General features: G+C 60.7%; 26 protein-coding genes and 2 pseudogenes. 20 read left to right on the forward strand and 8 right to left on the reverse strand.

Annotated elements, in window-relative coordinates:
- Positions 1-185: 185 nt before the first annotated feature.
- The gene (locus E3T51_RS15135) at positions 186-1,691 is read left to right on the forward strand and encodes an NAD-dependent succinate-semialdehyde dehydrogenase (protein ID WP_134530574.1); all 1,506 of its coding nucleotides are present in this window, start codon (positions 186-188) and stop codon (positions 1,689-1,691) included.
- A 231-nt stretch (positions 1,692-1,922) separates the two neighbouring features.
- Here E3T51_RS15135 and E3T51_RS15140 read toward each other — a convergent pair whose 3' ends face one another.
- The 3 genes and pseudogenes from E3T51_RS15140 to E3T51_RS17450 all read right to left on the reverse strand — a co-directional run.
- Complete coding sequence (locus tag E3T51_RS15140; protein ID WP_158250914.1) at positions 1,923-2,567, reverse strand: TetR/AcrR family transcriptional regulator; 645 nt, start codon at positions 2,565-2,567, stop codon at positions 1,923-1,925.
- A gap of 49 nt (positions 2,568-2,616) precedes the next feature.
- Positions 2,617-3,093, reverse strand: coding sequence for an MDR/zinc-dependent alcohol dehydrogenase-like family protein (locus E3T51_RS17270; RefSeq protein ID WP_241989382.1), 477 nt, complete (start codon positions 3,091-3,093; stop codon positions 2,617-2,619).
- A gap of 202 nt (positions 3,094-3,295) precedes the next feature.
- Positions 3,296-3,478 (reverse strand): annotated as a pseudogene (locus E3T51_RS17450) (alcohol dehydrogenase); the annotation flags it as partial.
- Between the two features lie 112 nt (positions 3,479-3,590).
- Here E3T51_RS17450 and E3T51_RS15150 point away from each other — a divergent pair.
- The 5 genes from E3T51_RS15150 (at position 3,591) to E3T51_RS15170 (ending at position 8,816) form a co-directional block, all read left to right on the forward strand.
- Entirely contained in the window at positions 3,591-4,469 is an 879-nt protein-coding gene (locus E3T51_RS15150) for an alpha/beta fold hydrolase (RefSeq protein ID WP_134530576.1), read from the forward strand.
- 43 nt (positions 4,470-4,512) lie between these two features.
- The gene (locus tag E3T51_RS15155; RefSeq protein ID WP_198417887.1) at positions 4,513-6,042 is read left to right on the forward strand and encodes a flavin-containing monooxygenase; all 1,530 of its coding nucleotides are present in this window, start codon (positions 4,513-4,515) and stop codon (positions 6,040-6,042) included.
- A 38-nt stretch (positions 6,043-6,080) separates the two neighbouring features.
- On the forward strand, positions 6,081-6,848 hold the full coding sequence (locus E3T51_RS15160) for an SDR family oxidoreductase (RefSeq protein ID WP_104191314.1): 768 nt from the start codon (positions 6,081-6,083) through the stop codon (positions 6,846-6,848).
- The gene (locus E3T51_RS15165; protein ID WP_134530577.1) at positions 6,845-7,738 is read left to right on the forward strand and encodes an SDR family NAD(P)-dependent oxidoreductase; all 894 of its coding nucleotides are present in this window, start codon (positions 6,845-6,847) and stop codon (positions 7,736-7,738) included. Before E3T51_RS15160 ends, E3T51_RS15165 begins: the two co-directional genes overlap by 4 nt.
- Before the next feature lie 103 nt (positions 7,739-7,841).
- Complete coding sequence (locus tag E3T51_RS15170) at positions 7,842-8,816, forward strand: tripartite tricarboxylate transporter substrate binding protein (RefSeq protein ID WP_166806509.1); 975 nt, start codon at positions 7,842-7,844, stop codon at positions 8,814-8,816.
- 972 nt (positions 8,817-9,788) lie between these two features.
- Here the strand turns inward: E3T51_RS15170 and E3T51_RS15185 are convergent.
- Positions 9,789-10,808: pseudogene (locus E3T51_RS15185) on the reverse strand (MFS transporter); the annotation flags it as partial.
- Positions 10,809-11,072: 264 nt separating this feature from the next.
- Between E3T51_RS15185 and E3T51_RS15190 the strand changes: the two are divergent.
- The 14 genes from E3T51_RS15190 to E3T51_RS15255 all read left to right on the forward strand — a co-directional run bounded on the left by E3T51_RS15190 (position 11,073) and on the right by E3T51_RS15255 (position 23,253).
- The gene (locus E3T51_RS15190; protein ID WP_241989368.1) at positions 11,073-12,074 is read left to right on the forward strand and encodes an ABC transporter substrate-binding protein; all 1,002 of its coding nucleotides are present in this window, start codon (positions 11,073-11,075) and stop codon (positions 12,072-12,074) included.
- A complete protein-coding gene (locus E3T51_RS15195) occupies positions 12,071-12,898 on the forward strand; it encodes an ABC transporter ATP-binding protein (protein WP_134530580.1) in 828 nt (275 codons plus the stop codon). The genes E3T51_RS15190 and E3T51_RS15195 overlap by 4 nt, the downstream gene beginning before the upstream one ends.
- A complete protein-coding gene (locus E3T51_RS15200) occupies positions 12,895-13,695 on the forward strand; it encodes an ABC transporter permease (RefSeq protein WP_134530581.1) in 801 nt (266 codons plus the stop codon). The genes E3T51_RS15195 and E3T51_RS15200 overlap by 4 nt, the downstream gene beginning before the upstream one ends.
- A complete protein-coding gene (locus tag E3T51_RS15205) occupies positions 13,692-14,492 on the forward strand; it encodes an ABC transporter permease (RefSeq protein ID WP_134530582.1) in 801 nt (266 codons plus the stop codon). Before E3T51_RS15200 ends, E3T51_RS15205 begins: the two co-directional genes overlap by 4 nt.
- A gap of 55 nt (positions 14,493-14,547) precedes the next feature.
- Positions 14,548-15,219, forward strand: a complete 672-nt coding sequence (locus E3T51_RS15210) for an N-carbamoylsarcosine amidohydrolase (RefSeq protein WP_134530583.1) — start codon at positions 14,548-14,550, stop codon at positions 15,217-15,219.
- Positions 15,216-16,064, forward strand: a complete 849-nt coding sequence (locus tag E3T51_RS15215) for an aldo/keto reductase (RefSeq protein WP_134530584.1) — start codon at positions 15,216-15,218, stop codon at positions 16,062-16,064. The genes E3T51_RS15210 and E3T51_RS15215 overlap by 4 nt, the downstream gene beginning before the upstream one ends.
- Before the next feature lie 165 nt (positions 16,065-16,229).
- Entirely contained in the window at positions 16,230-17,693 is a 1,464-nt protein-coding gene (locus E3T51_RS15220) for a Rieske 2Fe-2S domain-containing protein (RefSeq protein ID WP_134530585.1), read from the forward strand.
- A gap of 89 nt (positions 17,694-17,782) precedes the next feature.
- A complete protein-coding gene (locus E3T51_RS15225) occupies positions 17,783-18,301 on the forward strand; it encodes a 3-phenylpropionate/cinnamic acid dioxygenase subunit beta (RefSeq protein WP_241989369.1) in 519 nt (172 codons plus the stop codon).
- A complete protein-coding gene (locus tag E3T51_RS15230) occupies positions 18,298-18,603 on the forward strand; it encodes a hypothetical protein (protein ID WP_134530587.1) in 306 nt (101 codons plus the stop codon). The genes E3T51_RS15225 and E3T51_RS15230 overlap by 4 nt, the downstream gene beginning before the upstream one ends.
- 75 nt (positions 18,604-18,678) lie before the next feature.
- Complete coding sequence (locus tag E3T51_RS15235; protein ID WP_134530588.1) at positions 18,679-18,873, forward strand: ferredoxin; 195 nt, start codon at positions 18,679-18,681, stop codon at positions 18,871-18,873.
- Positions 18,870-20,102, forward strand: coding sequence for an NAD(P)/FAD-dependent oxidoreductase (locus E3T51_RS15240; protein ID WP_134530589.1), 1,233 nt, complete (start codon positions 18,870-18,872; stop codon positions 20,100-20,102). The genes E3T51_RS15235 and E3T51_RS15240 overlap by 4 nt, the downstream gene beginning before the upstream one ends.
- Positions 20,103-20,155: 53 nt before the next feature.
- Entirely contained in the window at positions 20,156-20,869 is a 714-nt protein-coding gene (gene phtC, locus E3T51_RS15245) for a 3,4-dihydroxyphthalate decarboxylase (RefSeq protein ID WP_174844604.1), read from the forward strand.
- Positions 20,857-21,648 carry an IclR family transcriptional regulator gene (locus E3T51_RS15250; RefSeq protein WP_134530651.1) on the forward strand — a complete coding sequence of 264 codons (792 nt, stop codon included), beginning with the start codon at positions 20,857-20,859 and terminating at the stop codon, positions 21,646-21,648. The genes phtC and E3T51_RS15250 overlap by 13 nt, the downstream gene beginning before the upstream one ends.
- A gap of 252 nt (positions 21,649-21,900) precedes the next feature.
- Positions 21,901-23,253, forward strand: a complete 1,353-nt coding sequence (locus tag E3T51_RS15255) for an MFS transporter (protein ID WP_134530590.1) — start codon at positions 21,901-21,903, stop codon at positions 23,251-23,253.
- A gap of 42 nt (positions 23,254-23,295) precedes the next feature.
- Here E3T51_RS15255 and E3T51_RS17280 read toward each other — a convergent pair whose 3' ends face one another.
- From E3T51_RS17280 to E3T51_RS15275, 4 genes are all read right to left on the reverse strand, one after another.
- Positions 23,296-23,628 (reverse strand): UTRA domain-containing protein, encoded by a 333-nt coding sequence (locus E3T51_RS17280; RefSeq protein WP_134530591.1) that lies wholly within the window; start codon positions 23,626-23,628, stop codon positions 23,296-23,298.
- A 33-nt stretch (positions 23,629-23,661) separates the two neighbouring features.
- Complete coding sequence (locus tag E3T51_RS15265) at positions 23,662-25,116, reverse strand: aldehyde dehydrogenase family protein (protein ID WP_134530592.1); 1,455 nt, start codon at positions 25,114-25,116, stop codon at positions 23,662-23,664.
- A gap of 35 nt (positions 25,117-25,151) precedes the next feature.
- On the reverse strand, positions 25,152-25,628 hold the full coding sequence (locus tag E3T51_RS15270; RefSeq protein ID WP_134530593.1) for a class II aldolase/adducin family protein: 477 nt from the start codon (positions 25,626-25,628) through the stop codon (positions 25,152-25,154).
- A 164-nt stretch (positions 25,629-25,792) separates the two neighbouring features.
- Positions 25,793-26,494: a transposase gene (locus E3T51_RS15275; RefSeq protein WP_166806511.1), complete on the reverse strand. Its 702-nt coding sequence runs from the start codon at positions 26,492-26,494 to the stop codon at positions 25,793-25,795.
- Positions 26,495-26,805: the final 311 nt, after the last annotated feature.

Below are 26,805 nucleotides of genomic sequence, written 5' to 3' on the forward strand. Positions count from 1 at the left end.
GGTCTCCCCTACCGCCCCATCCACGGTCCGCCACTACCTGGACAGCGGTGCCAAGTTCGTCCTGGTCAGGGCCGACATCGCGCTTTTAATACGGGGCTTCGAAGCCTCGCTGTCGAATACATACACGCCGGCGACGGCGAAAACCCCGCCCGCTACTCCCCCGCCGTAACATTGAAGGACTTTCCATGACCGTTTCACCCGCCGACTCGTCTGACATTTCTGCAGCCCGGGAGGCTGCACTCATAGCCTCCGTGCCTACCGGTCTGCTCATCGACGGGCAGTGGAGGAACGCGTCTGACGGCGGCACGTTCAACGTATATGACCCCGCTACCGGGGAGGTACTTGCCACTCTCGCCTCCGCTACCAGCGAGGACGCTCTTGCAGCGCTCGACGCCGCAGATAAGGCCCAGTTCGGCTGGGCCCGGACGGCGCCGCGTGAACGCGCCGAGATTCTCCGCCGCGCTTTCGACCTGGTGACTGAACGGGCCGAGGACTTCGCCCTGCTGATGACCCTGGAAATGGGCAAACCGTTGGCCGAAGCCCGCGGCGAGGTCACCTACGGTGCCGAATTCCTGCGCTGGTTCTCCGAAGAGGCAGTCCGGGACTACGGCCGGTACCTCACCACCCCAGAGGGCAAGAACAAAATCCTGGTCCAACACAAACCGGTCGGCCCGTGCCTGCTGATCACGCCCTGGAACTTCCCGCTCGCGATGGCCACCCGGAAAGTGGCCCCCGCCGTAGCCGCGGGCTGCACCATGATTCTCAAACCGGCGAAATTGACGCCGCTGACCTCCCAGCTGTTCGCACAGACCATGCTCGAGGCCGGCCTGCCAGCAGGGGTCTTGAACGTGGTGTCTTCCTCCAGCGCCGCGGGTATCTCCGGTCCTTTGCTGACTGACCCGAGGCTCCGGAAGGTTTCGTTCACCGGATCCACCCCGGTGGGCAAGCGGCTGATGGCCGACGCCGCACACAACGTGTTGCGGACCTCGATGGAGCTGGGCGGGAACGCCCCGTTCATCGTGTTCGAGGACGCGGACCTGGACAAGGCGGTCGAGGGGGCCATGGCGGCGAAGATGCGGAACATGGGCGAAGCCTGCACCGCCGCGAACCGGTTCCTGGTCCAGGAATCCGTCGCCGCCGAATTCACCACAAAGTTCGCCGTCGCGATGGGCGCTTTGGCGATCGGCCGTGGCACCGAACCGGCCGCCCAGGTAGGTCCGCTCATCGATGCCGGCGCCCGGGACGACGTTCACGCCTTAGTGCGCGCCGCCATCGACGCCGGAGCCACCGCCGTGACCGGCGGTTCCCCCGTTGACGGTCCCGGCTACTTCTACCCGCCGACCGTCTTAGCCAACGTACCCAATGACGCGGCGATCCTCCGCCAGGAGATCTTTGGGCCAGTCGCCCCGGTCACCTTGTTCTCCACTGAAGGTGACGCCATCCGTCTGGCCAACGCCAGCGAATACGGCCTCGCCTCCTATCTTTACAGCCGTGACTTCAGCAGGCTCCTGCGCGTGGCCGAGCAGATCGAATTCGGCATGGTCGGCTTTAACGCCGGCGTCATCTCCAACGCAGCCGCCCCCTTCGGCGGCGTCAAACAATCCGGGCTCGGCCGCGAAGGCGGATCCGAAGGCATCGCCGAATACACCACCACCCAATACATCGGCATCGCCGACCCGTACGCGGGCTAACCTGAAGTTGGAATGGCGAGCCCAACTCTATGACTCCAGACCTAGCTCGGCTCCACGTCACCGCTGGAGCGTGATCAACAAAGCGAACCCAGCCCCACCGGCTCGTAACTGCCGCGCATTGAAGTGTCGCTTAAACCTCGCTATCGTTCGACCGGCGCGTTGCAAGTCGGGTCCGCGAGACGGTAAGAACGGCAAAAGCATGCAGGGCTGCGCTGTCCTGGTTGGTGTGCCTCAGAGCCGGAAGAGCGGCTCGATTTGCACCTGCAGGCGCTTCTGGAGCCTCTCCCAGAGGTTCCGGGGTGCGAACTCGCGCACCGGCGTGCGCAGGACCTCGTGGGTGTAGGTGCCGTTGCAGTTCTGCGCGACGATCCGGGTATCAACTTGGGCTACCAGGTGGCCGGCCTTTTGCGCGCTGTCGAGGACGGCCGCGGTCAGTGCGATGATCCTGTCGCCCTGCGTGATGCTCTGGGCGCCCAGCTGACTTCCGGCTTTGAAGCCGTACTGCAGGTAGCTGGTCACGTTCTCCGGATCGGTCGTGTAAAACCTAGCCCGGGCCCGGTAGATTGCGTAGATCCGCTCGATGTAGTCCCAAGCGGAGGTCGCGTCGGCGGCCAGTTCCTTATCCACATCTTCGATGCCCTGGATCTCCAGGTCCACGCGTTTGCCGATCACCAGAAGCAGCAGCTCGTGCTTGTTGGTGACATAGCGGAACAGTGTTGCTTCCCCGACCCCGGCGAGTTCAGCGATTTCCTTCGTCGTCGCGTGCTCGTAGCCGCGCTCGTTAAAGATCTGCTCCGCTGCGGCGCGAATGTTTCGATAGCGCTCGATCCGCGCTTTCTCTCGCAATCCCAGGGGTGCACCGGGCGGTGTTTCCACCGAAGCCAATGATCTCATCTGCATTAACGTCCCTATCAGCGCATAGATATCAGAGTAGCCATTCTTTGGCCACTGAACTACGAATTCCTAATACACATATCGACCAATTAAACACCACGATCTGGCGAATGGCCTTGCCGTCCACGAGTTCATCCATCGCCTCACTAATCTTGTCCAGGACAATCACCGATGATGTCAGCTTTGTGACCGGCAGTCTTCCTTCGCGCCTCATCTGCGCCCGCGAATGGCCGGCTGCCTCGACGACGACATGGGCATGGATGCCAGGCTCCTCTGCTTCTCCCGAAGAATAAGCTCCCGTGGCCGCCAAGTTTCGTGGCAAGGTCAGTTTCTCCGGGTTTGCGTTGATACCAATGATGCGCGCCGGCGCTGACCACGTTGACCACTTTGACGATACGGGGACTGCGGTCGGCGGGGCGGCCATACCCACTCCCCCGAGCCCGACAGTCATAATGTCCTGTCCGTCCTGGGGCTTGCCTGCCTTGAGGACGGCGGCGCCGCCGGTCATCCCGGCACAGCCAAGGACCGTCGCGACGGCGGGAGCAAGTCGCTGTCGACCGGGACGACCGAGCGCCGCTTGAGCCGGCGTGGGTTGCGTACCCGGAGACGCCGAGGTGGTAGAGGACTGCCCGCCGTTGCGGGTGAGCCGGTTGCGAACCGACGGCAACGATGATGCCGGCGGCCTCGTGGCCCAGCACCATGGGCACCGGCCAGGGACGGTCCCCGTTTACGACCGACAAGTCGGCATGGCAGACGCCCACCGCCTCCATTTTGATCAGGACCTTCTGCGGTCTGGGCTCGGCGAGATCGAGTTCCCAGACAACCATCGGCCGCGACTCGGCACAGGGACGGACGAAACCGACGGTCTCAAGAACCGCACCGGTGATCTTCATGTCGACTCTTTCAAAGGGTTGTGCTTCATATCATTCATATGCTTTTATGAGAGTGTAATCCGCACGGAGTGTACTTTCAATATTCGTCTCGGCTGGAGCGGATCCTACGACCATGAACGCCGGCAGCCACATATCGAAGGGATTGGTTTTGAAGATTCATCCAGATGCGAACGAGGGTCTCGTCAGGGTCGGCGGGTTCACCGTACCTTTCCACGACACAGTTGCGCCCCATGATGCCCGGGCCACTGTTGTCCTGATTCATGGAACGGGCGGAAACGCCAGGACCCACTTCCACACCCTGTTTCCGATGCTCGCCGCCAAGTACCGTGTGCTCGCCGTCGACCTCCAGACTCCCCGTGAAGGTCTCACTCTTGGGACGTTCTCAAGGCAGGTCGCGGGCGTTATCGAGCATTGCGTCCCCGCCCGGTCGGTCCACGTCGTGGGGTATTCACTGGGCGCCCTGGTCGCTGCTGACTTGGCCGCCTCGAACCCTCACACCTTGGCAAGCCTGACTCTGGTCGCGGGCTGGACCAAGGCCGATTCCCAACAGAGGCTCCGGAACCGGATTTGGATGCGGCTCTTCGAAACGGATCAAGACCTCCTACGGGAATTTGCCACCTGGACCGCCTACGGCCATCCCTTCCTTGCAGGCCGCTCTGAAGCCGATGTCCGAGCCCTCGTCGAAGCCCGCGTCTTCCCGGACGGAATCGTCGAACAGATGAAGCTCAATGCCAACGCCGACCTCTGCGGCAAGCTGGCGAGCATTACCGCCCCGACACTGGTCGTCGCCGGCGCCCATGACCAGATGGTCCCGACCCGCCAGACCAAGTTGCTCTTCGGAGGCATTCTTAACGCCCGCTACGCCGTCATCGACAGCGGGCATGCCATCCCGCAGGAACGCCCCGCCCAGCTTTTCCAGATCATCAACGAGTTCGTGACGGATCCCGAATCCGTCCCTGCCGGTGAAATCCGGGAGCGCATGTTTGTCTAGTCCATCGATACCAGCACATAACAAGACACAATTTGGAGGAATAGTGGCAAGCACTCCACTGGGATATCCGGCACCCGACTCGCCGGTCGACGTCATCATCATTGGGGCCGGCTTCGGCGGTCTCGGCCTGGGTACGCAGCTTGCACGCGAAGGCAAGAGCTCGTTCATCATTCTGGAACGCGCGGAGGAAGTCGGAGGCACCTGGCGCGACAATCACTATCCCGGCGCTGCCTGCGACGTGCCCTCACACCTATACTCGTTTTCATTCCGTCCCAACCCGGAGTGGTCGCGGATGTTCGCCCCGCAGAAGGAGATCCTCGACTATCTTCGACACGTCCCCCGGGATGAGAATTTCCACGAACGGATTGTTTTCGGCGCCGAGGTGACGAGCGCACGCTGGGATGAAGCCGCCGCATTGTGGAACGTCGCCACCCCCAAGGGCGACTTCTCGGCCAAGAACCTGGTAACCGCCGTCGGGCACCTGTCCGAACCAAAGCTGCCGAATATTGATGGATTGTCTGACTTCTCGGGGAGCTTGTTCCACTCGGCCGAGTGGGCTGACGAAGTCGATCTGGTGGGCAAGCGGGTCGGCGTCATTGGCTCGGGAGCAACTGCCATCCAGGTCATGCCCGAGGTGGCGAAAATCGCCTCGGAGGTCGTTGTGTTCCAGCGCTCGGCACCGTACGTGACACCACGTCCTGACCGCGCCTACAGCGATCAGGAAAAAGGCCTCTTCCGCAAGATGCCCGAAAGCATTCAGGAACTGCGCGAAGAGATGTTCTGGTCCAACGAGGAGCGCTATGCCCAGCGTCGGGGCACACCTACCTTGGTTTCCGCCGCCACCCAGGTAGCTCTGGACCATCTACACCGGCAGATCCAGGATCCGGAACTGCGCCGAAAGCTGACCCCGGACTACATCATCGGTTGCAAGCGCGTTCTGAAATCCAACGACTACTACCCGGCGTTCGTCCAGGAGCACGTCCATCTGGAGACTGACGGCATCGAACGGGTCGAAGGCAACCGGGTCATTACGAAGGACGGAGGGAGCCACGAGCTCGATGTGATCGTGGCCTGCACCGGCTTTGAAACCACAGACTTGCCTATCGCCCACCGGATCTTCGGCCGCAATGGCCTGCCGTTGAGCGAACGCTGGTCCAACGGCATGCAGGCTTACGCCACGACGGCGGTGCACGGATTCCCGAACCTCTGGATCATAAACGGTCCCAACACCGGCCTGGGACACAACTCCGCGGTCTACATCGCGGAGGCACAGATCGATTACATCATGGCGGCGGTGAACTTCCGCGAGGCGGCCGACTTACCCGCCCTGGAGGTCGCCGAAGAGGCAGAGGAAGCCTTCATGGATCGCGTGGACCGTCTGGCGGAAGGCACCGTATGGCTGGAGGGCGGCTGCCGGAGCTGGTACGTGGACCACCGCAACGGCCGACTGACCACGCTGTGGCCGGAACCGGCCTACACCTTCCGCCAAGTCAACGCGCATTTCGAACCCGAACCGTATTTGACGGGATCTGAAGACGAAACCGTTGAACAGGTTTTGATCGCGGCTCGCTAGTGCACGTCGTTAACGATCCAGGAACGGAAAGCATAATCATGAACGAGCAGCACTACAGAACAGTCGTCATCACCGGTGCGGGCGGTGGCATTGGCCGCGGCATCGTGGAGTCGTTCCTGACCAGCGGAGACAGGGTCATCGCGGTGGACGCGTCAGAGACCGCACTAGCCGACCTTGAAGCGACGCTGGATCCACAACAGGATGGATCGATCCTGACCATGTGCTGCGACGTCACCGAACCCCAGGACTGGAAGCGGATCGCCGAGGCCGTCGAAGCCTCACCCGCAGCGCAGGCCGTTCTGGTCAACAACGCCGGCATCTCCCCAAAACGAGACGGCCAGAAGATCCCAGGGGACGAAATACCATTCGATGAATGGAACGCGGTCATGGCCGTGAACCTCACCGGGCCATTTTTGGGCATCCAGGCGCTGGCACCTCACATGAAGAGCACTCGATTCGGCCGGATCATTAACATGTCTTCGCTTGCAGGCCGCGACGGCGGCAGACTGGGCGGTGTCCACTACGCGGCCACCAAGACGGGCCTGCTGGGCATTACCCGCTCCTTCGCCCGGGAACTCGCGCCGTTCGGCATCACCGTCAACGCCATCGCCCCCGGACGGATCGGAGTAGGCATGGTTTCGTCGGTGTCAGATGAGGTCAACCAAAACTATCTGACCCGTATCCCGGTCGGGCGTCTGGGCTATGCCAGCGACGTCGCTCAAGCCGTCCAGTACCTGGCAACACCCGGCAATGGCTTCGTCACCGGAATTACGGTTGACGTCAACGGCGGGTCGTATATGGGATGAACGGGCCCTCTCACGTCTTCAAAATTTCGGGCCGCGCGGGGTCCTCCGGCGCCAGATCGGCCCGCGCTTCCCTACGCGGAAAAGTAGTTCTGATAACCGGAGGCGCCGGCGGCATTGGCGCGGCCACGGCCGAGCGACTGGCTGCCGCAGGAGCCCTTGTGTCGCTCGTCGACCGCGACCAGCAGGCCCTCGGACAAGTCGTGTCCAGGCTCGGCGGGAATCACCTGGCCACGGCAGCGGACGTCACGGACTATACCTCGCTGGAACTCGCGGTGCAGCGAACAGTCGAACACTTCAGCCGACTGGACATCGTCTTTGCCTGTGCCGGTGTGGGCAGCGCCTCCACTGTCTCCGCCTCCCGTACCGAGGACCTGCTGCGGATCGTGGATGTCAACCTCGGCGGAGTCATCAGGACCGTCAAGGCCACCCTCGAAGAGGTCACGAAGCACGGCGGCTACTTCCTGCTCATGAGTTCGGCGGCCGCGCTGAAGAACGTGCCGCGCGCAAACGCCTATGCCGCCTCGAAGGCGGGCGTGGAGGCCTTCGGCGGGGCACTGCGGCTGGAAGTCGCCCATAAAGGCGTAAACGTCGGCGTCGCACATCCTGCCTGGGTGCGAACGAACATGATTTCGGGTGCATCCACACGGGCCGGGGAGAGCCGCTCTCTGCCATGGCCCTTCAGCATCGTTTCCAGCACGGATACCTGCGCCGATCTCCTAGTCAACGCGATGGCCAGCCGCCGCCGTAAGGTTTTCATCCCGCGGAGCCTTGCCCTGATGGACCCGTTACGCTGGCTCTCGACCGGGCCCGTATGGGACAGCTTCATGAAGCCGCGGGCCGCGCTGAGCGTTTCCCGGCTGGAGTCCCACGCGTGCGTAACGGGTGAGTAAATTCACCACAACTAGTTGTGCCGTTCGTCATAATCATGTATTACTGAGAGGGCACTCCGTGCGGATTGAACTCTCAACTTCACTTCGACCACCAGAGGATACCTTGAACAAGAATCGACTGCGCCATGTCACGGCCGCCGCCGCTATCGCCGGACTGGCCTTGACCGCCACCGGGTGCTCGGTATCCTCCCGGGCAGCCGAGGGCTACCCCACAAAGCCCGTCACCTTTCTCGTGCCCTACGCCGCTGGCGGCCCGTCTGACACCACGGCCCGCGCGTACAGTTCCTGCCTGGAAAAGCTTCTCGGCGGAACCTTCGTGGTGGAGAACCGGGACAGCGGCGCTGGCGCCGTAGCCATGCAGGAACTGGCCAGCGCGAAACCGGACGGACACACCGTGGGCCTGAGCACCAACGGGCCGCTGGTCCTGAACCCGATGTCCAATGAGTTGTCCTACTCCCAGGCGGACTTCCAAGCCGTGGGCACGATGGCCGAGATTCCGACGCTATTCGCGGTACCCAAAGGCTCCCCGTACAAGAGCCTCCAAGATCTGTTCGATGCCGCGAAGGCCGATCCCGGACAGATCTCCATCGGGGTCCCCGGCGCCACTAGTTCGTTGGCCATCGAGCTCAAGCGCCTCCAGAAGGACACCGGCATCGAGTTGGCGATGGTGCCTACATCGGGCAGCGCCGAGCTCATTACTAACCTGCTGGGCGGCCACATCGACGCCGGGTTCGTCAACGACCACGTCGACGTCGAAGCCCAGGTGAAGGACGGTGCGATTGTCCCGTTGGCCGCGGCGGGCGACGTGCGTTCCGAAGCCTTTCCCGACGTTCCGACCACGGATGAGGCCGGCTATGACGTCAAGACGACATCGGTCTACGGCCTCTTCGGACCTAAAGGCCTGCCCCAGGATGTCTCCGAGAAGCTCCAGAATGGTGTCGAAACTTGCAGCCAGGACAAGGACGTCATAGCCCAGATCGGCGATCGCTTCGTGCCGGATTCCTTCTTGGACGCAGCGGCGACCACCCAGGTTTTCCAGGACATGCGCGCCCGCTACGAGTCCCTTCTGGCAAAATAAGAACCGACGACCCAACCGTCGTATCCCGTTGAAGATTAGTGCTCTGCGACCCGTCGGCCTTCGACGCCCGCATGTAGTCAACAAGCATGCTGGTCCGTGTCACTCATACGTTCGATTATGGGACAACCCAACCGAATCGCTCGAGAAACCAAAATTTGTCGCACAACTAGCAACACAATTTGAATGTCGTAGATGAGAGCTACGTGAGCAATATGACAGTGCGCTTCCCTGTCTTGGCGAGGCTCTGGCAAGTGGCAGAAACGATATTGCGGTGACAACGCCAACGTCGAGCTGGCCGGGGAGTTGCTCGGTCACACGGATACGAAGATCACCGTGCAGCACTACATCCGGCGGAACGAGGTGGTGAATCCGGCGACCGCGGAGCTTCTGAACAGGAGTTTTGCGAAGGACAAGGACTGAGCGTGCGCACAAAATGCGACGCCCGATACTGAGCCCGGAATCCGATTCTCTTGCCCCGTAGAAAATGGTGGCTAGCGGTGGTGCCTCGACTCGAACCAAGAGCAAATCATAGTCGTCTCGGCCTGGTCGCGAACCTGCAACAGGGGCAGCATTTCGCGGAATTCCGCGGATGTCATGCCGCTTAGTGTATGCGCTGTACGGTGAAGCACCGGCGAATTCTGGTCACATTGCGGGGTTCTTGGCGCGTTTCTGGTCAGAGCGACAGTCCTGCCGCAAGCGTTTCCGAGGCTCGGACCAAGTAGCTCTCGCACGTGACTAGTGGGTTTCAACCTCGGAGATCAGACACAGGGCGCACGGTGTCCGCTCATCCATCCATCGACGATCATGACGACATTTCATCGAGTTTTTCTCGAGTCATGAATGTGCTGGCTTGGATGAATTAGACGGTGCCCTCAGAACCGGCGCGCATATGCTCACGCTCAATGCGCCGGCCAGGAGGCCAGTTCTGCGCATTGCAGAAGCAGATTTCAAGAAGATAGATGCCGAGAAGGTTTAGTCATTCATGCCGCGGGGAGGACGGGACCGCATCACCATCCCAGGGACGCCGACAGCGATAGCAACGATCGCGGTCGCAACTGCGGCAGAGGGAAGTACGAAAATTAGTGCCCCGATGCTCATAGGTGTGACGAGGAGCGAGAAGGCACGGAACGTGCCGATCGAGGCAATGGAGCGACCACGCTCTTCCGGGCCGACTGCCTCTGCCGCGAGAGCCGGGCCAAGAGTCTGCAGGATTCCTGAGCCCACCCCCGAGATGAAGAGGAATGCGCCCGCCAATACCAAGTTGGGCAGGAGAAGGGCCATGGCAGCGATGCCTCCAAGGGCCAACACAGTACCCAAGACGCTCGCAAGTCTCAGGCCTGCCCGCCGGGCTCCCCGCGCCAAGATAGAACCAGCCAATGCTGCAAAATTTGCCGACGTCGTCATCGCACCCACGACTGGTACGGAGTGACCTGCTTCTGACAATAGGAGTGGAAAGTATGAGTTCATAATGCCTCGCCATGACCCAGCCGCCACGCTCATCCATGCCGCAGTCAGCACGCTGGGACGCCGCCATACCGCAACTGAGACCACGCCGGGCTCCGAAGGCGGCCTCGTAAACGGCTCGTATCGCACTAGGAATGCGCATGCTGGGATAGCAGCGGCTGCAATGCCTGCTGCGATGAAGAGCGTGAGGGTCAGGGACGATGCACCGACGAATCCGGCGGGTAGGGGGCCGACCAGCAATCCGATGCCGTTCGTCACATTCATGAGCGCGAGGGCAGTGACGGCCGGCCGCGCCGAACGCACTACGTGCGTCTGTGCGCCGGTGAAGAAGTAGGCGCGAGCGGCACCTTGGAGGAGTTGCGAGACAACGAACGCCCATAAATCTTCACTCAGGCCAAGGATCGCACAGGAGGCGGCCAAAAGGATGAGCGCAAGCAGGATGAATGTCCGCGTTGAAAAGCGATCCATCAGGGCCCCCATGCCAGCCCGCGCAATAATCTGCGTGATGGCCGACACTCCAATGAGGAGCCCTACGGCTACCTCATACCATTTTCATGTCAAACAAATCCGGCGATAGCATCTGGGGGGACTTGTGTATTCGGCGTCACACATCACATCCCACGACGTCGATCAACTCGGACGTGCGCGACGCACGTTCTTTTACGGTCGATTTACGCGTATGCTCGCACGATTATCTCTGTCCAACAGAACAAGTATCTGCACAGCAGTACTACAATGTGATTTACTCAGACAAATGCCCGTAAAAAGCACTCAATGGCGAGGGAGAACACGATGGAATTTAAATTAAGCCATATGGACCGGCGAGGATTTATGCGGCTCTCTGCCGCTGCGGGAGGTCTGGCTCTCTTGGGGGCCACAACGTCGTGCGCGCCGAGCGGGAGCACGGGGAAGGCCGGATTTTCCGGTGACGTTGCGGTCACCGGGCTGGCGAGCCTAATTCATTCGGCCCCGTTTTTCATCGCACAAGCGGCCGGATATTACGAAGAAGAAGGGCTCTCCCTTGAGCACATCCAATTCCCTGGCGGCCTCGATACGGTGCGCGGGATTGACTCCGGTATCGGTTTTGGCACTTCCTCCACAATTCCGGTCTTTATCGCGGCCGAGAAGGGTATGGACGTCAAAATATTTGGCAACGTCTACACCTCTCCGTCCGTAGATTTCATCGCACCCGCTGGTTCGTCCATAACATCCATTGAGGACGTTCGCGGCAAGAAGGTAGCCGTCAGTACTCCCGGTTCGAACTCGACCTACTTTGCAGAGCGAACGCTGCGGGAAGCCGGAATCATCCCCGGCAAAGACGTAGAACTGGTCAGTGTCGGGTCGGCCAGCGATTCTTGGACTGTCTTGTCTCAGGGAGTTGTCGATGTCGCTTGGACGGCCTCACCCTTGTCAGAGAAAATTGCCAATGAGAGTGAGTCGAAGATCATCTGGCGCTCGCGCGACTATGTCACCGACTGGTCAGATACCTGCCTGTGCGCGACCGGTGCTTTCATCGACGAGAACGCAGAGGTTCTCAAAGGATGGGGTAGGGCACTCAAGAAGGGCATTGACCTCATCGCGACCGATCTGGAGAAGGCCGCAGCCATTTACGCCAAGGCGATCGATTACGAAGCGGAAGTCGCCTTTGAGGCCTTGAAAAATTCCCAGAGTTTCTACAGTCTCGATTTCACGGACGCACAGTTACAGTCCGTTGTCGCCGCGGGTCTCGACCAGGGCCAGCTAACTCGGGAGCCCGATATGGACGCCATCGTCCTGAAAAACGTCCTGTCATGAGCGACGTACTGGGCACGGGTTCGACCGAACAGAACAACAATGTTGTTTTCGACCGCATCGGTATGACTTTTCAAACCGATGCCGGGGCTACCCAGGCGGTGGCCAACGTTTCGGGGACAATTCCCGAAGGCAAGTTCGTCTCCGTAATAGGTCCGAGCGGCTGTGGGAAGAGCACTCTGTTGGACATGGTCGGGGGAATTCTGAAACCCACGCAGGGCTCCGTCAGCATTGACGGCGAGCTCGTCACCGGTCCCCGCCGGGACACCGCAATGGTGTTCCAGGAAGACTCCACTCTGCATTGGCGCAGCGTCCTCGACAACGTCGCCTTTGGCCTGGAGGTCCAAGGCGTTTCCAAAGTCGCCCGCCACGACCGTGCACGCCTCATGATCGATCTTGTAGGGCTGCGAGGATTCGAAGATCACCGCCCCGGGCAGCTGTCGGGGGGAATGAAACAGCGTGTCGCTATTGCTCGAGCTTTGGCCGTCGAGCCTCGCGTTCTGCTCATGGATGAACCGTTCGGTGCGCTGGACCAGCAAACTCGCCAGTTTATCGGTCGGGAGCTCTTGCGTATCTGGGAGAGGACCCAAAATCGGGTGCTCTTCATTACCCATGATATTCAGGAGGCAGTTTATCTCTCGGATGAGGTGTGGGTCATGTCGGCTCGACCGTCAATCGTCAAAGAGATCGTCACCATTGACCTGCCACGTCCACGGCCGGAAGGTACTCACGCACTTCCACGCTTCCGGGAGTTGGAAGAGCACCTGTGGAACCTAGTGAAGGTCGAAGCCGAAAAAACACTGGGCCCTGGGGCGCTGCTTGCATGAGCACACTGCAGATAAAGGTCAAAACGAAACAGCTCAGCGCGGCCTCGGTTTGGCGTACGCCGACTTTCGTTCGGTGGTTCATCATCGCAGCGCTCCTCGTCCTCCTCGAAACGGCCACCAAGACAGGGCTCATTGCGCCCACGTTGATGGCACCACCATCTGAAATTCTGATCCGGCTCGCATCCATTGCCCCGACCAGCGAGTTTGCGGAGGATTCGGTTCGCACCCTGACCACGATTCTTTTCGCGTTCGCCACCGGCCTCGCCGTGGGAATTCCACTGGGCGTGTTCTTATGGCGTGTCCCGGCTGCCGGGCGAATCCTGGAGCCATTCATCGTCACGGGCTACGCCATGCCCACGCTGTTGTTCTATCCCGTACTTCTGGCCGTGATGGGACTTAACGCGGGGCCAATTATTTTGATCGCGGCAACGATGTCTCTGATTCCGATCGCGCTGACCACGAAGATCGCGCTGAGCTCAATCAAGCCCATTCTTCACAAGCTCGCGAACTCCGTAAATGCCTCTCCAGCGCAGTATTACCTGAAGGTATTATTTCCTGCCGCCACACCGCTGGTCTTCCCCGGCATCCGGCTCGGTTTCATCTATGCCGTGATCGGCACCATCGCCATGGAATTCATTCTGGCGGCACAAGGAATCGGCTTCCGCGCCGGCCTGTATTACCGGGAACTCAATGTAATAGACATGTGGGGCTACATTGTCGTCGTCGTTGTCGTCAGCGTTGTCGTCAACGGCGTTCTCACGTGGCTCGAGAAGCGCATCAGAAGGGACATGTTGTGAGCACCGATGTCACGATTCTTGCCGCGCCCAAGGCCAGCAACCCGTCGGGAGGGAAGAAATCCTCCGCCCTCATCGACAACGTGTGGCGCGCTGTCGTCCTCGTGGCTGTCTTCCTTATCTGGGGTTTCTTGTCAACCATTAGCGATTTGGTGTCATCCCCCGTCGCATCCTTCCTGGCACTTGCGGATGCCTTTGCGGACGGGTCAATCTATAGGCACCTGTGGAGCACGCTGAACGCGGTAGCCATTGGTTTTCTGATTGCCGCCGTTGTGGGCTTTCCTCTTGGATACTGCATCGGAAGGAGCAAATTCCTGGGGGCCGTGTTCGATCCGATCGTGGCGGGCGCATTCGCCACGCCACGCGTCATCTTCTTTCCGATTCTGCTGCAGATTTTCGGCGTGGGAGTAGGAGCCCAGGCCGCCATGGCTGCTCTCGCGGCCGTATTCCCGATCATGGTTTCCACCACGGCCGGTGTCCGCGCCATCAATCCACTCCTGCCGAAGCTGGCACGGTCCCTCAGCCTGAACCGGCTGCAGACCGTGACGAAAATATATATACCGGCGATGGCCCCATCACTGATGGTCGGTATCCGAATCGGATTCAGCATCGCTTTCATCAACGTCATCATCGCCGAGTTCTTTGCCGCGCGCGCCGGCCTAGGTCTGCTGGCGCTGCGCGCCTATGGACAGCTGGATTTGCCCATGATGTATGGCCTTATCACGTTGCTCGCCCTCATCGCGCTCATTGGCAATCTGGCGCTCTGGGCTATCGAGGGACACCTGCGTAAAACCACCTAGGCCGCGCCGCGGTCAATTGTCCGTTCCTGGAACGGATCCTTCGAGAAAGGAAATCATGTCATCCAGCACCATCATTTTTGATGCGTATGAGAAGCTCCGGTCCGAATTCAGGCAAAAGGGTCTCAGCAGCCGCACCGGCTTCGGCACACGTCCGGCTCTTCTTGTCGTCGACTTTATCCGTGGTTTCACCGATGCACGGTCGCCCCTAGCTGGCGATCTCGATCGGCAGATAGAAGCTACGCTGAAATTACTGGCGAGTGCGCGGGCAGCAGATATTCCGATAATTTTCTCGACCGTCGCCTATGACACCAATCTGCAGGATGCCGGTAAGTGGATCCGCAAAATACCCTCCAACAGCTGGCTCGTGGAGGGTAGCGAATGGGTCGAACTCGACGCAAGGCTGCAGCGCCAGAGCAATGAAATGCTCCTAGTCAAGAAATTCGCATCCTGCTTCTTTGGCACGGATTTGGCGACGCGTCTGATATCGAAAGGCGTGGACACGCTGCTCATCGTCGGATGCACCACCAGCGGGTGCATCCGCGCCACGGCCGTTGATGCCTGCTCATATGGTTTCCACACTGTCGTCGTTGAGGAAGGCGTCGGTGACCGAGCCGAGCTACCCCATCTAGCCAGCCTGTTCGACATCGACAGCAAATATGGTGACGTTGTCACTCTCGACAAAGCCTGCACCTATCTCGAAGATGTAGGCCGTCCGGAGCAAACATGATCAGCGAAACGGGAGTCGCGCCTCGACGAAAATTACTCCACGGGCACAGCATTCCGTTATTGGGACTGGGAACGTGGCCACTTCTGGACAAAGAATGTGAGGCCGCTGTCGGTCATGCACTTCAAGCGGGGTACCGTTTGGTGGATACCGCGTTCCAGTATCGGAACGAAGAAGCGATCGGACGTGCAATCAGGTCCTCGGACATCGACCGGGATGACCTTTTTGTTTCCAGCAAATTCAACAAGGAATCCCACAGCGTCGAAGGCGTTCAGCGAGCCTACGACGACAGCCTTCGGAGGCTCGGCGTCAACTACCTCGACCTGTTCCTGTGCCACTGGCCTGTGCCAGCACAGGGCAGCTACGTCGAGGCATGGAAGGGCCTGGTCAAGCTGCTGCAGGAAGGCCAGGTTAAAGCAATCGGCGTCTCCAATTTCAAACCGACTCATTTGAAGAAGATCATTGAAGCGACCGGTGTGGTCCCCGATGTCAATCAAATCCAATTGAGTGTTGACCTGGCCCGCAGGGAAGCGCGGGCGATCCACGATGACCTGGGAATCCTGACCGAATCCTGGAGCCCGATCGGCCGCGCCTCCGGCCTGCGGGACACACCCATCGTCAAAGCAATCGCGGAACGTGTGCAGAGAACTCCCGCGCAGGTCTTGCTCCGTTGGCACGTCCAACAGGGCCTCATCCCGATCCCCCAGTCATCCGACCCCCTGTATTTGGCCGAAAACCTCGCGGTCTTCGATTTCGTACTCACTGCCACCGACATGCAGGCCCTGCATGAGATGGATCGAGGCGAAGCAGCCGCTCGCGACTCAGATAACCCGGAAAACGGGCACTGAATCTAGGTGCCGGCTCGGCACTCACCCGCGCTCAGCGGGCCAGCTGCAACGAGTCGTGCAACCGGGGCTTGACGAACTATCAGCAGTGCGCCATTCTCTTTATTACAGAACTAATCTCTGACTAGCAGAATAAATGTCCAACGCCGCACCAAACGAGGAGTTCCCATGACAGACCAGAGCGGTGTCCTGAACGACGTACGCCAGGGCATGATTCCGGCACATATCTACAACGACAAAGAACTGTTCGATCTTGAAAAGGAGCGCATTTTTGGTCGGAGTTGGTTGTTTGTCGCGCACGAGTCCGAAGTTCCCCAGGCCGGTGACTATGTCGTCCGTCATGTCCTCGAGGACTCTTTTATCATTTCGCGCGACGAGAAAGGCGAGGTCCGAGCTTTGTTCAACATGTGCCTGCACCGTGGCATGCAGGTCTGCCGAGCGGAAATGGGCAACGCATCACACTTCCGCTGCCCTTACCACGGCTGGTCCTACCGAAATGATGGCCGACTCATCGGCCTGCCGTTCCACGAGGAAGCGTTCGGCGGCGAAGAGGGCTTCAAGAAAAAGGGCCAGACTCTTCTCCCCGCACCATCCCTCGGTGTGTACAACGGGCTCATCTTCATCAGCCTGGATCCGAATGCGGAGCCGCTCGAGGACTTTCTCGGCGATTTCAAGTTCTACTTGGACTACTACACGAAGCAGAGCGGCGGCGGCATTGAACTACGTGGACCGCAGCGTTGGCGCATTAAAGCCAACTGGAAAATCGGTGCCGAAAACTTTGCCGGTGACATGTACCACACACCTCAGACGCACGCTTCCGTGGTTGAAATCGGTTTGTTCCGCGAACCCAAGGCGGAAAAACGCAAAGATGGCACCACGTATTGGGCCGGCAACGGTGGCGGTACGACCTACAAACTTCCCGAGGGAAGCCTGGAAGACCGTCTGCGCTATGTCGGCTACCCGGACGAAATGATCGACAGGATGAAGGGGCAGTGGAGCCAGGCGCAACTGGATGTCATCGGCAAGGATGGCTTCATGGTCTCCGCTGCATCGGTGTTCCCCAATATGAGCTTCGTCCACAACTGGCCGCGAGTGGAGGAGGATTCCGATGACGTGCACCCCTTCATCTCCATCCGTCAGTGGCAGCCGATCAGCGAAAATGAGACTGAGGTCCTGTCCTGGTTCGCTGTAGACAAGAATGCGACCGACGAATACAAGGAACTCTCCTACAAGGCCTACCTCATGTGCTTCGGCAGCGGCGGTATGTTCGAGCAGGATGACGTTGAAAATTGGGTATCGTTGACCAATACTGCGGCCGGTTCCATGGCTCGGCGGCTTCTCCTCAATGGCCGAATGGGCCTTTTGGAAAACGGTGAGAACGTTGTGGAGCCGTTGACTACCGAGCAGTATTCGGGTCCGGGCTCCACTCGCGTGGGCTACAGCGAATACAACCAGCGGGAGCTGCTGACTCGCTGGGCCGACCACCTGGAACGCCCAATTGAAGCCGCGGCACAGCTGAAGGTCGGAATGACCGCCGTCCGGAAGACGTCTAAAAGTGGCGCCGCTTTATCCTGTGTCACCGCCACGGCTCCCACCGACGAAGCCGCCGATTCCGTATTGCTGGACGCCTAGCCATGAGTGTAAAAACGGCAAACGTGCGCACCGACCGCACATTATCGGAGCAGTCTCCCTTGGGAGCACACGCCCCCCGGACCCAGCGAATGGGTGAATCCCTGGCGTTCAATGACGAGCTGCACCTCCAGGCCCACCGGTGGCTTGTGGACGAATCCTATCTTCTGGATGCGCAGGATTACGAGGCCTGGCTATCGACAATCGCTTCCGATATTCACTATCTCATGCCGGTGCGCGTCACCACAGCCCTCGGGGCCGGTTACACGACTGCTCCCGGAATGGCCCATCTCGACGAAAACATGTACTCGCTCAGTCGCCGCGTGGCCCGCTTCGCGACCGAGCACGCCTGGACCGAAGACCCACCCTCTCGCCTGCGCCACTACATCACCAATGTCCGCACTTTTCGAACCAAGAATCCAGACGAAATTGTCGTGGACTCTGCCGTACTGCTTTTTAGAAGTCGCGGGGACATTAACGAGGCCGCCACCATTTCGGCCAGTCGTGAGGACCTGCTGCGGCGAACTCCAACCGGTTGGGAACTTGCCCGCCGAACGATCATGGTCGACGAGTCCGTTATTCGCATGCAGAACTTAGCGATATTCCTGTGAAGCTCGAATGGGAAGGTGAGGCAGAAGACCGTCAGGCGGCGCTTCACGCGAGCGAAGAACGAGCCCAGCTCGAGGCACACACGACGGGTACCCCGATCGTTCTTGGTAACGAGTTTTCCGAGATACGGGTCAGCCGCGTCGAGACCCGCAATGGTTCACGGCTCATGATCCACTCCCCACGTTCGGGCCAATGGGTGGCGCTCTGTCCGTTCGAACTCGAAGCCCTGACGTGGCAGTCACCGGCTACTTTCTCAGCCATGATCGGCCATCCCTTCGGACCACTGGTCACCGAGGATGCCTGACCGTCGAAACTTCGGCTGACAACGTTGCCGTAGCACCCAACAACACGTGAATAATTTAGGCAAAGGAGCTTGACCATGCCGGTTGTAACCGCTGATCTGAAGGCCTGTCAGGGCTATGCCAACTGCGTCATGGCCGCACCGGATTACTTCGACCTCGACGATGATGGCAACGTGGTCATGGTCAAGACAGAGGTTCCGGAGGCGGAGCGATCCCGTGTCACCGAAGCGGCCCGCAGCTGCCCGGTTTCGGCCCTCACGGTGAGCGAATGAGCTCGACCACCGTGATCGTGGGTTCCTCCATCGGCGGGGTGCGCACCGCACAGTCTCTTCGGCTGGAGGGGTACCAAGGCGACATCGTTCTCGTTGGTGCAGAATCAGAGCTTCCCTATGACAAGCCGCCACTGTCCAAGTCCGTTCTGGCCGGCACAGCACAGGCAGCGTCTATCTGCCTCCTCACGCAGGAAGAGGCCGATGAAGCGCGAATCCAGTTAGTGCTGGGGCACACCGCGACCGGTGTCGACATCAACTATGGTCTCCTCGAATTAGAGAATCACGACCCCATCCACTTCGACAACCTGGTTATCGCGACCGGAGCGGCCGCGCGCCCGTCTCCCTGGGGCGAACGTGCGGGCATCCACGTGCTTCGCTCCCTAGATGATGCCCACCGGCTGCGCGCCAGTCTCCTCGGCGGCGGTGACCTGGTCGTCATCGGCGCCGGTTTCATTGGCGCCGAGGCGGCAGCCACGGCGCGGTCGATGGGCCTCACGGTCACGGTCATCGATCCGCAGATCATTCCTATGAGTCGCATCTTCAATCCCGAGATCGGCCACTGGTTCGGCGCCCTGCATCGCGATAACGGCGTCACGACGATTTTCGGTACCGGCGTCGACGCAATCGACGGACACCAGGGCGCCTTCAGCGTGCACCTGACCGACGGCCGCGTTCTGCCGGCAGCGACAGTCCTCGTTGGCATCGGAGCCGTTCCCAATGACGCTTGGCTTTCGTCCTCCGGTCTGCTCGTAGACAACGGGGTCGTGCTGGACAAATATTGCCGCGCCGTGCACGCACCATCCATTTACGCCGTCGGCGATGTGGCACGCTGGCACCACCCGCGGCACGGTGAAGACATCCGAATCGAGCATTGGACCAATGCGGTCGAGCAGGCCATCTGCGTCGCATACAACATCACCCATCCGGCCGAGCCTCGAGAATATACTCCCGTCGAGTATGTCTGGAGTGACCAATACAACTGGAAAATCCAGATTGTCGGGCGGGTGGGAAACAATGCGAAGCACATCGTGATCGGGCACCCCGAGACTCACGGCAGGTTCGCTGCCCTTTACACGAAAGACGGGATCAGTCTGCACGGGGCAGCGACAGTCAACTGGCCAAAGGCGCTCATCACCTGCCGCCGCGGAATGGCAACAGGCATCACCATCACCGAGCTGCGCGATGCGCTCGAGACTCAGCTGACCTCACAAGTGATGCCGGTACCGTGATGCGGCAGACTCTCGAAACCTTGTCATTGGGTGCTAGCAGGGAGGCTGTGTCGATGGCCTGCAGGGTATTGGCACATCGGGGCTTGGCCGACGGCGTTCTAGGGCACATCAGTCTTCTAGTCAATGAAAATGCACTCCTTATCCGCTGCCGTGGGCCCCGGGAGCGCGGCCTTGCCTTCACCGAGGCCGAAGATATCCATCTGGTCGACCTCGACGGCAATCCCGCAGCCGATGGCGAGCTCGACGGCGGGTACACAGTACCCAATGAGCTGCCCCTCCACACCGAACTTCTTCGTTCTCGCCCTGATGTTAGGGCCGTCGTCCACGCCCATCCCCCTCACGTTGTTGCGGCAGATCTCGCCGGTTTGCCGATACGACCCATTGTTGGAGCTTTCGACATTCCCGGCACGCGCCTGGCCGCCGGTGGAGTGCCCGTCTACCCTCGTGGAGTGTTGGTCCGAAACCGCCGGCTGGCCAAGGAAATGGTCACGGCCATGGGCGAACGCCCCGTCGTAGTACTTCGCGGGCATGGACTTACCAGCGCAGCGATGACAGTCGAGCAGGCAGTGCTGCAAGCCATCAGCGTCGACAATTTGGCTCGGCTTTCACTGCAGATACGTGCCGCCGGAGGCGAACTCGTCGACCTTCCCGAAAGCGACCTAGTTGAGCTGCCTGACTTGGGCGGATCCTTTAATACGGCTACGGCTTGGCGGCACGAGCTCGCGAGACTGGGCCAAGGGATAGGGCAAGTGGCATCAGCACTGTAGAGCCAGAACCCCAGTCCAAGTACGGTCCGCCGCCGCAATATCGCATCGAATCTGTTGACAGTGCCTTGCGCCTGTTGTTGTTATTCGAGACGCGTCCAAGTATCAGACTGACTGACGCTAGCAACTATCTCGGCGTGGCGTCGTCCACCGCCCACCGGCTCATGGGAATGCTTCTCTACCGCGGATTTGTCCGGCAAAATCCGTCTACGCGAGCCTATGAGCCCGGTCAGGCGCTTAGCTCCATCGCCTTCGCGATCAGACGTCAAGTCGACGTTCGATCCTTGGCTCGCCCCATATTAGAGCAACTGTCAAATGCAACAGACGAGACGGTCCACTTCGCCAAGCTGGAAGGGGCCCACACCTGCTTCATTGATGCCATCGAAAGCTCACGGGTGGTACGCGTCGGTTCCCGCCAGGGCCTCACGCTGCCTGCCAACAGCACTGCCACAGGAAAAGCGATGATGAGCCGCCTCACCACAGATGAGCTGCGGACCCTGTACCCCCAAGAAGAGCTCCCCGGTCTCACTCAAGGCTCAATTACATCCCGAACCGCGTTGGAGCAAGCCCTGGAATCCATCCGTGACACCGGCTACGCGACCAGCCGGGAGGAAAGCGAAGACGGTGTCATGTCGGTCGCCGTCGCGATATCCAGCCCCAGCGGCGAGATCTTCGGCATGAATGTTTCGGTGCCGGCCCACCGGATGTCAGACAAACTGCGTGCCGAGCTCGGAGCCCTGCTCCAAGCCGCTGCGGAAAAACTTTGCGGCATGCTGGTGTGATGCAGTCAAGGTATTCGCATCGACGACTCTCGGCAGCCCTGCACGGCGTCATTCGGCGCCTAGAACAGCAGCACGAGGCCCACCCCGGTAGAGTGCAGCGGGAGTCAACCACCCACGCGGGAGATCAACCGCACCGCGTGATGGCCGAAGAGCGAGGGAGGCGCGGGAAAGACGTGCAATAGAGTTCGTTTATCCGGTGGACGCTTTACCCTCAGTTTGCCGCATTGCCGCCAACGCTGAAGTGGACACCTGATGGCTGAAGTTCGCGCACGTTTTAGTCGATCCGAGCGATTGGACGCACTTCCGTTTACCCGGGAGCATCGCAGTGTGCTCGTGGGTTCCGGCCTGGGCTGGGCCCTGGATGCGATGGACGTTGGACTCATCTCCTTCGTCCTTGCCCAATTGGCGGTGCAATGGGATACCACAGACGCAGAACTGTCCTGGATCGCGTCCGCCGGGTTCATCGGCATGGCCATTGGCGCCGTCCTCGGCGGCTTGCTGGCCGACCGCATCGGTCGACGCCAAGTTTTCGCACTCACACTGCTCGTCTACGGACTCGCGACGGGAGCGTCTGCATTGTCCGGGTCCGTGGCTATCCTTATCGCCTGGCGATTCGTCGTGGGGCTCGGTCTCGGCGGTGAGCTTCCGGTCGCCTCGACGCTCGTGAGCGAATTCGCGCCGCCACGAATTCGTGGCCGCATCATCGTCTTCCTCGAGTCCTTCTGGGCCATCGGCTGGACCCTTTCCGCCGTGATCGGGTTTCTCGTTGTACCGTCTTCGGCCGACGGATGGCGCTGGGCGCTGGCTATTGGAGCAGCTCCGGCCGTGTACGCGGTGGTCGTGCGGCTGCGGCTGCCGGAGTCTGTTCGCTTCCTCGAATCGCGTGGCCGCTTCCAGGACGCGGAGTCGACCGTCCGACGCTTCGAAAAGTCCGCCGGAGTCACCGCTGCACCCGATGATTTGGCGCTGCCTGCGGCGACAAGTCCAGGGTCGACTATTTCCGCGGCCAGGACACGCGTCACCGCGCTGTGGTCGCGCGGCCTGCGTCGCCGAACCGGTGCGTTGTGGCTGGTCTGGTTCTGCGTGAACTTCTCCTACTACGGTGCCTTTATCTGGCTTCCGACCATCCTGGTCGCGTCGGGATTCTCCCTTGTTCGCTCCTTCGCCTACACGCTCATCATCACCGTGGCTCAACTGCCGGGATACGCTGCCTCGGCGTACCTGATCGAACGGTGGGGGCGGCGCCGGACCCTCGCAGTGTTCCTCATCGGCTCGGCACTCTCGGCGACGCTTTTCGGGGTCGCCGGAGACGCCACCCAGGTGATCGGTGCCGGCATGTTGCTTTCTTTCTTCAACCTCGGCGCATGGGGAGCGCTGTACGCCGTGACCCCCGAGCTCTACCCCACCCGCATCCGAGCCACCGGGGCCGGATGGGCGGCTGGCATCGGGCGGATCGCCGCAATCTTGGCGCCGCTGGCCGTGCCGTCGCTGCGCGAGACGGGCGGGACCGGCCTCCTGTTCGCGGTTTTTGCCATGTTCTTCGTGGTTGCGGCCCTCGGCGCTTTCGGACTCCCCGAGAAACAGGGCGAAGCGCTGGAGGACTGAAACAGTATCCACACCGGCCAGCTGGTCGCTTCGGGCGCGGTGTCAGGAGGGGAACATCTCGAAAGGCACGCCGTTTTCGTCCAGGCTCGTCCCTTCGAGCAGCTGCAGTGGCAGCGGCTCCCCGATGCTGACTTGCAACAGCTGCGCCAGACCCTGAGTAGCGGGTACGGCGCGCACCTGTCGGCGGCCGGAGACGATCGACACGCCAAGGCGGGAATGCAAAACGGTGTACAGCGAGGCGTCCGTCAGCTCGATGGCCGTGAGGTCGGCAGCGATCGACAGGGCGGCCAGGTGTGTATGACCGCGACGGGACCGATGCCGGCAGACCTCAGCCGACGGATACCCACGACCTCGGACCCGCCCAGCGCCGCTGATGCAGCAGCATTCGCTGGGTGCGCCGAGCCGTCATCACGACAATATGACTGTAGTAGCTTTCACCTCAGTGTAAGAAAGTAGTTCGTCTGTGGATTCCTCGCGCCCCACGCCGGAGGCCTTGATACCGCCGAAGGGAACGCCCCAGTAGTGCCTGCTACCGCCGTTCACGATGACGTAGCCTGCCTCCACTCGTCTGGCTGTCGTGAGAGCGCGGGTCACGTCTGAGGACCAAATTGTCGCAGTAAGCCCGTACTCGACTCCGTTTGCGATATCGACTGCTTCATCGTCCGTGGCGAAGGTGACAATCGAGAGCACGGGGCCGAATATCTCGGTTTGCTCCACGAACGATCCGCGCTTCACGTCAGCCAGCACCGTCGGTTCGATGAACCAGCCTCCTGGCGCAACGGACGCTGGCCGACCACCGCCGGCGACCACTCGCGCACCCTCTTCCTGCGCGCGCTTTATAGCGTATTCGGACTTGCGTAGCTGCGCCTCAGAGACGAGCGGACCCATCTCGGTCGCTTCGTCCAGAGGATGGCCAACCCTAATCGCCGAGACAAGCTCCGCGACGCGCTCGGTCACGGCTTCAGCGATCGATTCCTGCACGAGCAGCCTGCTCGTCGAGCCGCAGCTCTGCCCCGCTGTCCAGTTGAAATTCATGCCGCTCACCGCTCCTTGAGCTGCCTTCTCCAGGTCGGCGTCAGCGAACACAATTTGGGCATTCTTGCCCCCGAGCTCAAGCGAGATGTGCTTGACTCCGGTCTCTGCCGCGTCACGCTGGATCGCTCGGCCAGTCTCGGTCGACCCGATAAAGCCGATCCGGCGAATCTCGGGATGACGCACGATCGCGCGCCCCGCCGTCTGCCCGCGCCCACTGATGGTGATGAAAAGATCCTGCGGCAATACGTCGATCGCGAGTTCGGCTAACCGGAGCGATGAGAGGGGCGTCTGGTCTGGCGCCTTGAGGATAACTGAGTTGCCTGCCATCAGGGGAGCAGCGATCTTCGAAAGTGCGAAAAAAGCGGGGTGGTTGAAGGCACCGATCCGCGCTACCACGCCGTACGGTTCATTGTTCGTGAAGTGCAGGTTTTCGCTTACCGGAATGGTGCGGCCGCCGAGTGCGAGGCCCAACTCGGCGAAGAGCTCGATCAATTCAATCCCCGCATCCACGTCGCGACGCATCATCTCAAGGGCAAAGCCCCCGTCGACGGCGTCGAGGCTCGCCAGTTCCTCCCTGTGCTCACGAACGACACCGGCATAGGCGCGCAAGAGCGCCCCACGTCGCCGCGGAGGTAGGGCGCCCCACGCGGTCTGCGCCGCTTTCGCAGCACGGACCGCGCGGTCGACATCGTCCTTTGAGCAGTCCGGAACGCTGGCCAACAGTCGGCCGGTCGACGGATTTTCCACCGGATACCGTGCGGCCACCTCGACACTGCGACCACCGATCACGATGTTCCATCGGGTTTCGGCAATCGCCTGCAATGTCACTTTGCCTCCTCGGGTTTCGGTGATCGCCTGCAGTGTCACTTTGCCTCCTCGGGTCTTCTTATTGATAGTCCCGCATGGTCGATTGCCGCGAGGTGAAACCGCCAAACCATGGCGTCGTTGAATGCCGAACCGAGGTCGGGTAGGTCTCCCCGGTCGGCCTCGACAATGTCGGGCGGTGTTGCGCCGGCCGAGAGCACGCTCAGCTGCATCTTTGCAAGCGTCTCGACGTTTACTGCCCGGATGACGGCCTGCTCAACGCTCTCACCGGCGGCCGTTAGCCCGTGACCGGCAAGATCGGGCAGATCGTGACTCCCATCCAGCGACAACTCGTGGATGTCCGCAGGCAAGGTGAACGCCAATCCTCGTTCCAGAGGGCCACGGCACCGCACGAGCACCGTGGTCTCATCTACCCGGAAGCTGATGTGACCTAAGATGTCATCGACCAGGCCTCGATGGGCCAATATTCTGCATCCTTCGGCGATCGTGCGCCGCTCATCCGTCCATCGTTGCACCCGTTGAGAATAGCAGAATCATTCTCTGACAAGCAGAAATACTTAAGTTTTGGCCCCGATCGATGCAATTCCTCTGCAAAGCAGATTTCCTTTTCTTTCACCCCAACTTTCAGCATCCGCATCATGACAGTGCGCAAGTCCATCTGCGACGAGGCATGATCCCGTCATGTGACGCACCTGTAGTCGCCAGTTGATATTTTGGATGGCTCTTTGCTGGTGGAGCCAGTCCCGGAATTGGCTCGCGAAGTTGTCGTCTCGGCTGAGTCCTCGTTCGATTCGGGAGAGGGTGCCCGGCCAGGTGTTGAAGTGTCCGGCCGCTGCGCGGAGGGTGATGTGGAGGTCTTCGCGCGCGGCGCGTAGGTCGGTGATCGAGGGCGCCGCGCGTGGTTGGCGAGTTGACGGTAGAGCTCCCGGGCGACGTATCGTTTCAGGCAGCGCATGATTTCCTTTTTGGTCTTGCCTTGAGCCGTCCGTCGGGCCGCATACTCTCTCGTGCGGGAGTCGGTCGCGAGGCGTGAGACGACGACGTGGTGGACTGCCGCGTTGGCGGCTCTGTCGCCGCCGCGGCTGAGCTTGTGCCGGCTCGTCTTGCCCGACGAGGCGGGTATCGGAGCTACGCCGACGCGTGCTGCGAACTCCGCTTCTGAGGCGATGCGTTCGGGGTCGTCGCCCACGGTAACGAGGAGTTGGCTGGCTACTTTTATGCCAACACCGGGGACCTTCCGTAACAGCGGCGCGCAGTCCCGAAGAATCTCTGCCATCACTGCATCGGTGTCAAGAATCTCCCGCTCGAGAAATCGGTATCGGGCAGCGAGTTTCTTCACAGTGAGGGCCGTTGCGATCTCAGGGTCCGTGAGGTTTCCCATTGAACGGGAACGCTCCATCGCCGGGATGAGTTGCGCGCTGGTCAGCGGGCGGAACCGACTGCGCACGTGCTCTTGAGCGGGCACGAGTATCCCCTTGATCTGGTTGATGGCAATTGTGCGGGCCTTCACCGCTGAACTGCGAGCGGCACGGAGGACGCGGAGGCATTCAAAGGGGCCGTCCTTGGTTTTTGGCGTCGACGTGCACCGTACCGGAATCGAGTACGACCGCCTTGCGGAGAGAGCCATCGGGCCGCCGGTGACTATCGCGAACGAGTTCAGGGAAATCCGGGTGGCGCGCAGGACGACGAGGA

Source organism: Cryobacterium serini (assembly GCF_004404025.1).
Taxonomy (GTDB): Bacteria; Actinomycetota; Actinomycetes; order Actinomycetales; family Microbacteriaceae; genus Cryobacterium; species Cryobacterium serini.

Coding starts and splice junctions, on each gene's coding strand:
- E3T51_RS15195 (WP_134530580.1), top strand. CDS start 12,071: ATGAGCGACGTACTGGGCACGGGTTCGACCGAACAGAACAACAATGTT.
- phtC (WP_174844604.1), top strand. CDS start 20,156: ATGGCCTGCAGGGTATTGGCACATCGGGGCTTGGCCGACGGCGTTCTA.
- E3T51_RS15190 (WP_241989368.1), top strand. CDS start 11,073: ATGGAATTTAAATTAAGCCATATGGACCGGCGAGGATTTATGCGGCTC.
- E3T51_RS15275 (WP_166806511.1), bottom strand. CDS start 26,494: ATGGGAAACCTCACGGACCCTGAGATCGCAACGGCCCTCACTGTGAAG.
- E3T51_RS15215 (WP_134530584.1), top strand. CDS start 15,216: ATGATCAGCGAAACGGGAGTCGCGCCTCGACGAAAATTACTCCACGGG.
- E3T51_RS15160 (WP_104191314.1), top strand. CDS start 6,081: ATGAACGAGCAGCACTACAGAACAGTCGTCATCACCGGTGCGGGCGGT.
- E3T51_RS15240 (WP_134530589.1), top strand. CDS start 18,870: ATGAGCTCGACCACCGTGATCGTGGGTTCCTCCATCGGCGGGGTGCGC.
- E3T51_RS15210 (WP_134530583.1), top strand. CDS start 14,548: ATGTCATCCAGCACCATCATTTTTGATGCGTATGAGAAGCTCCGGTCC.
- E3T51_RS15235 (WP_134530588.1), top strand. CDS start 18,679: ATGCCGGTTGTAACCGCTGATCTGAAGGCCTGTCAGGGCTATGCCAAC.
- E3T51_RS15225 (WP_241989369.1), top strand. CDS start 17,783: ATGGGTGAATCCCTGGCGTTCAATGACGAGCTGCACCTCCAGGCCCAC.
- E3T51_RS15220 (WP_134530585.1), top strand. CDS start 16,230: ATGACAGACCAGAGCGGTGTCCTGAACGACGTACGCCAGGGCATGATT.
- E3T51_RS15165 (WP_134530577.1), top strand. CDS start 6,845: ATGAACGGGCCCTCTCACGTCTTCAAAATTTCGGGCCGCGCGGGGTCC.
- E3T51_RS15200 (WP_134530581.1), top strand. CDS start 12,895: ATGAGCACACTGCAGATAAAGGTCAAAACGAAACAGCTCAGCGCGGCC.
- E3T51_RS15150 (WP_134530576.1), top strand. CDS start 3,591: ATGAACGCCGGCAGCCACATATCGAAGGGATTGGTTTTGAAGATTCAT.
- E3T51_RS15135 (WP_134530574.1), top strand. CDS start 186: ATGACCGTTTCACCCGCCGACTCGTCTGACATTTCTGCAGCCCGGGAG.
- E3T51_RS17270 (WP_241989382.1), bottom strand. CDS start 3,093: ATGACCGGCGGCGCCGCCGTCCTCAAGGCAGGCAAGCCCCAGGACGGA.
- E3T51_RS15255 (WP_134530590.1), top strand. CDS start 21,901: ATGGCTGAAGTTCGCGCACGTTTTAGTCGATCCGAGCGATTGGACGCA.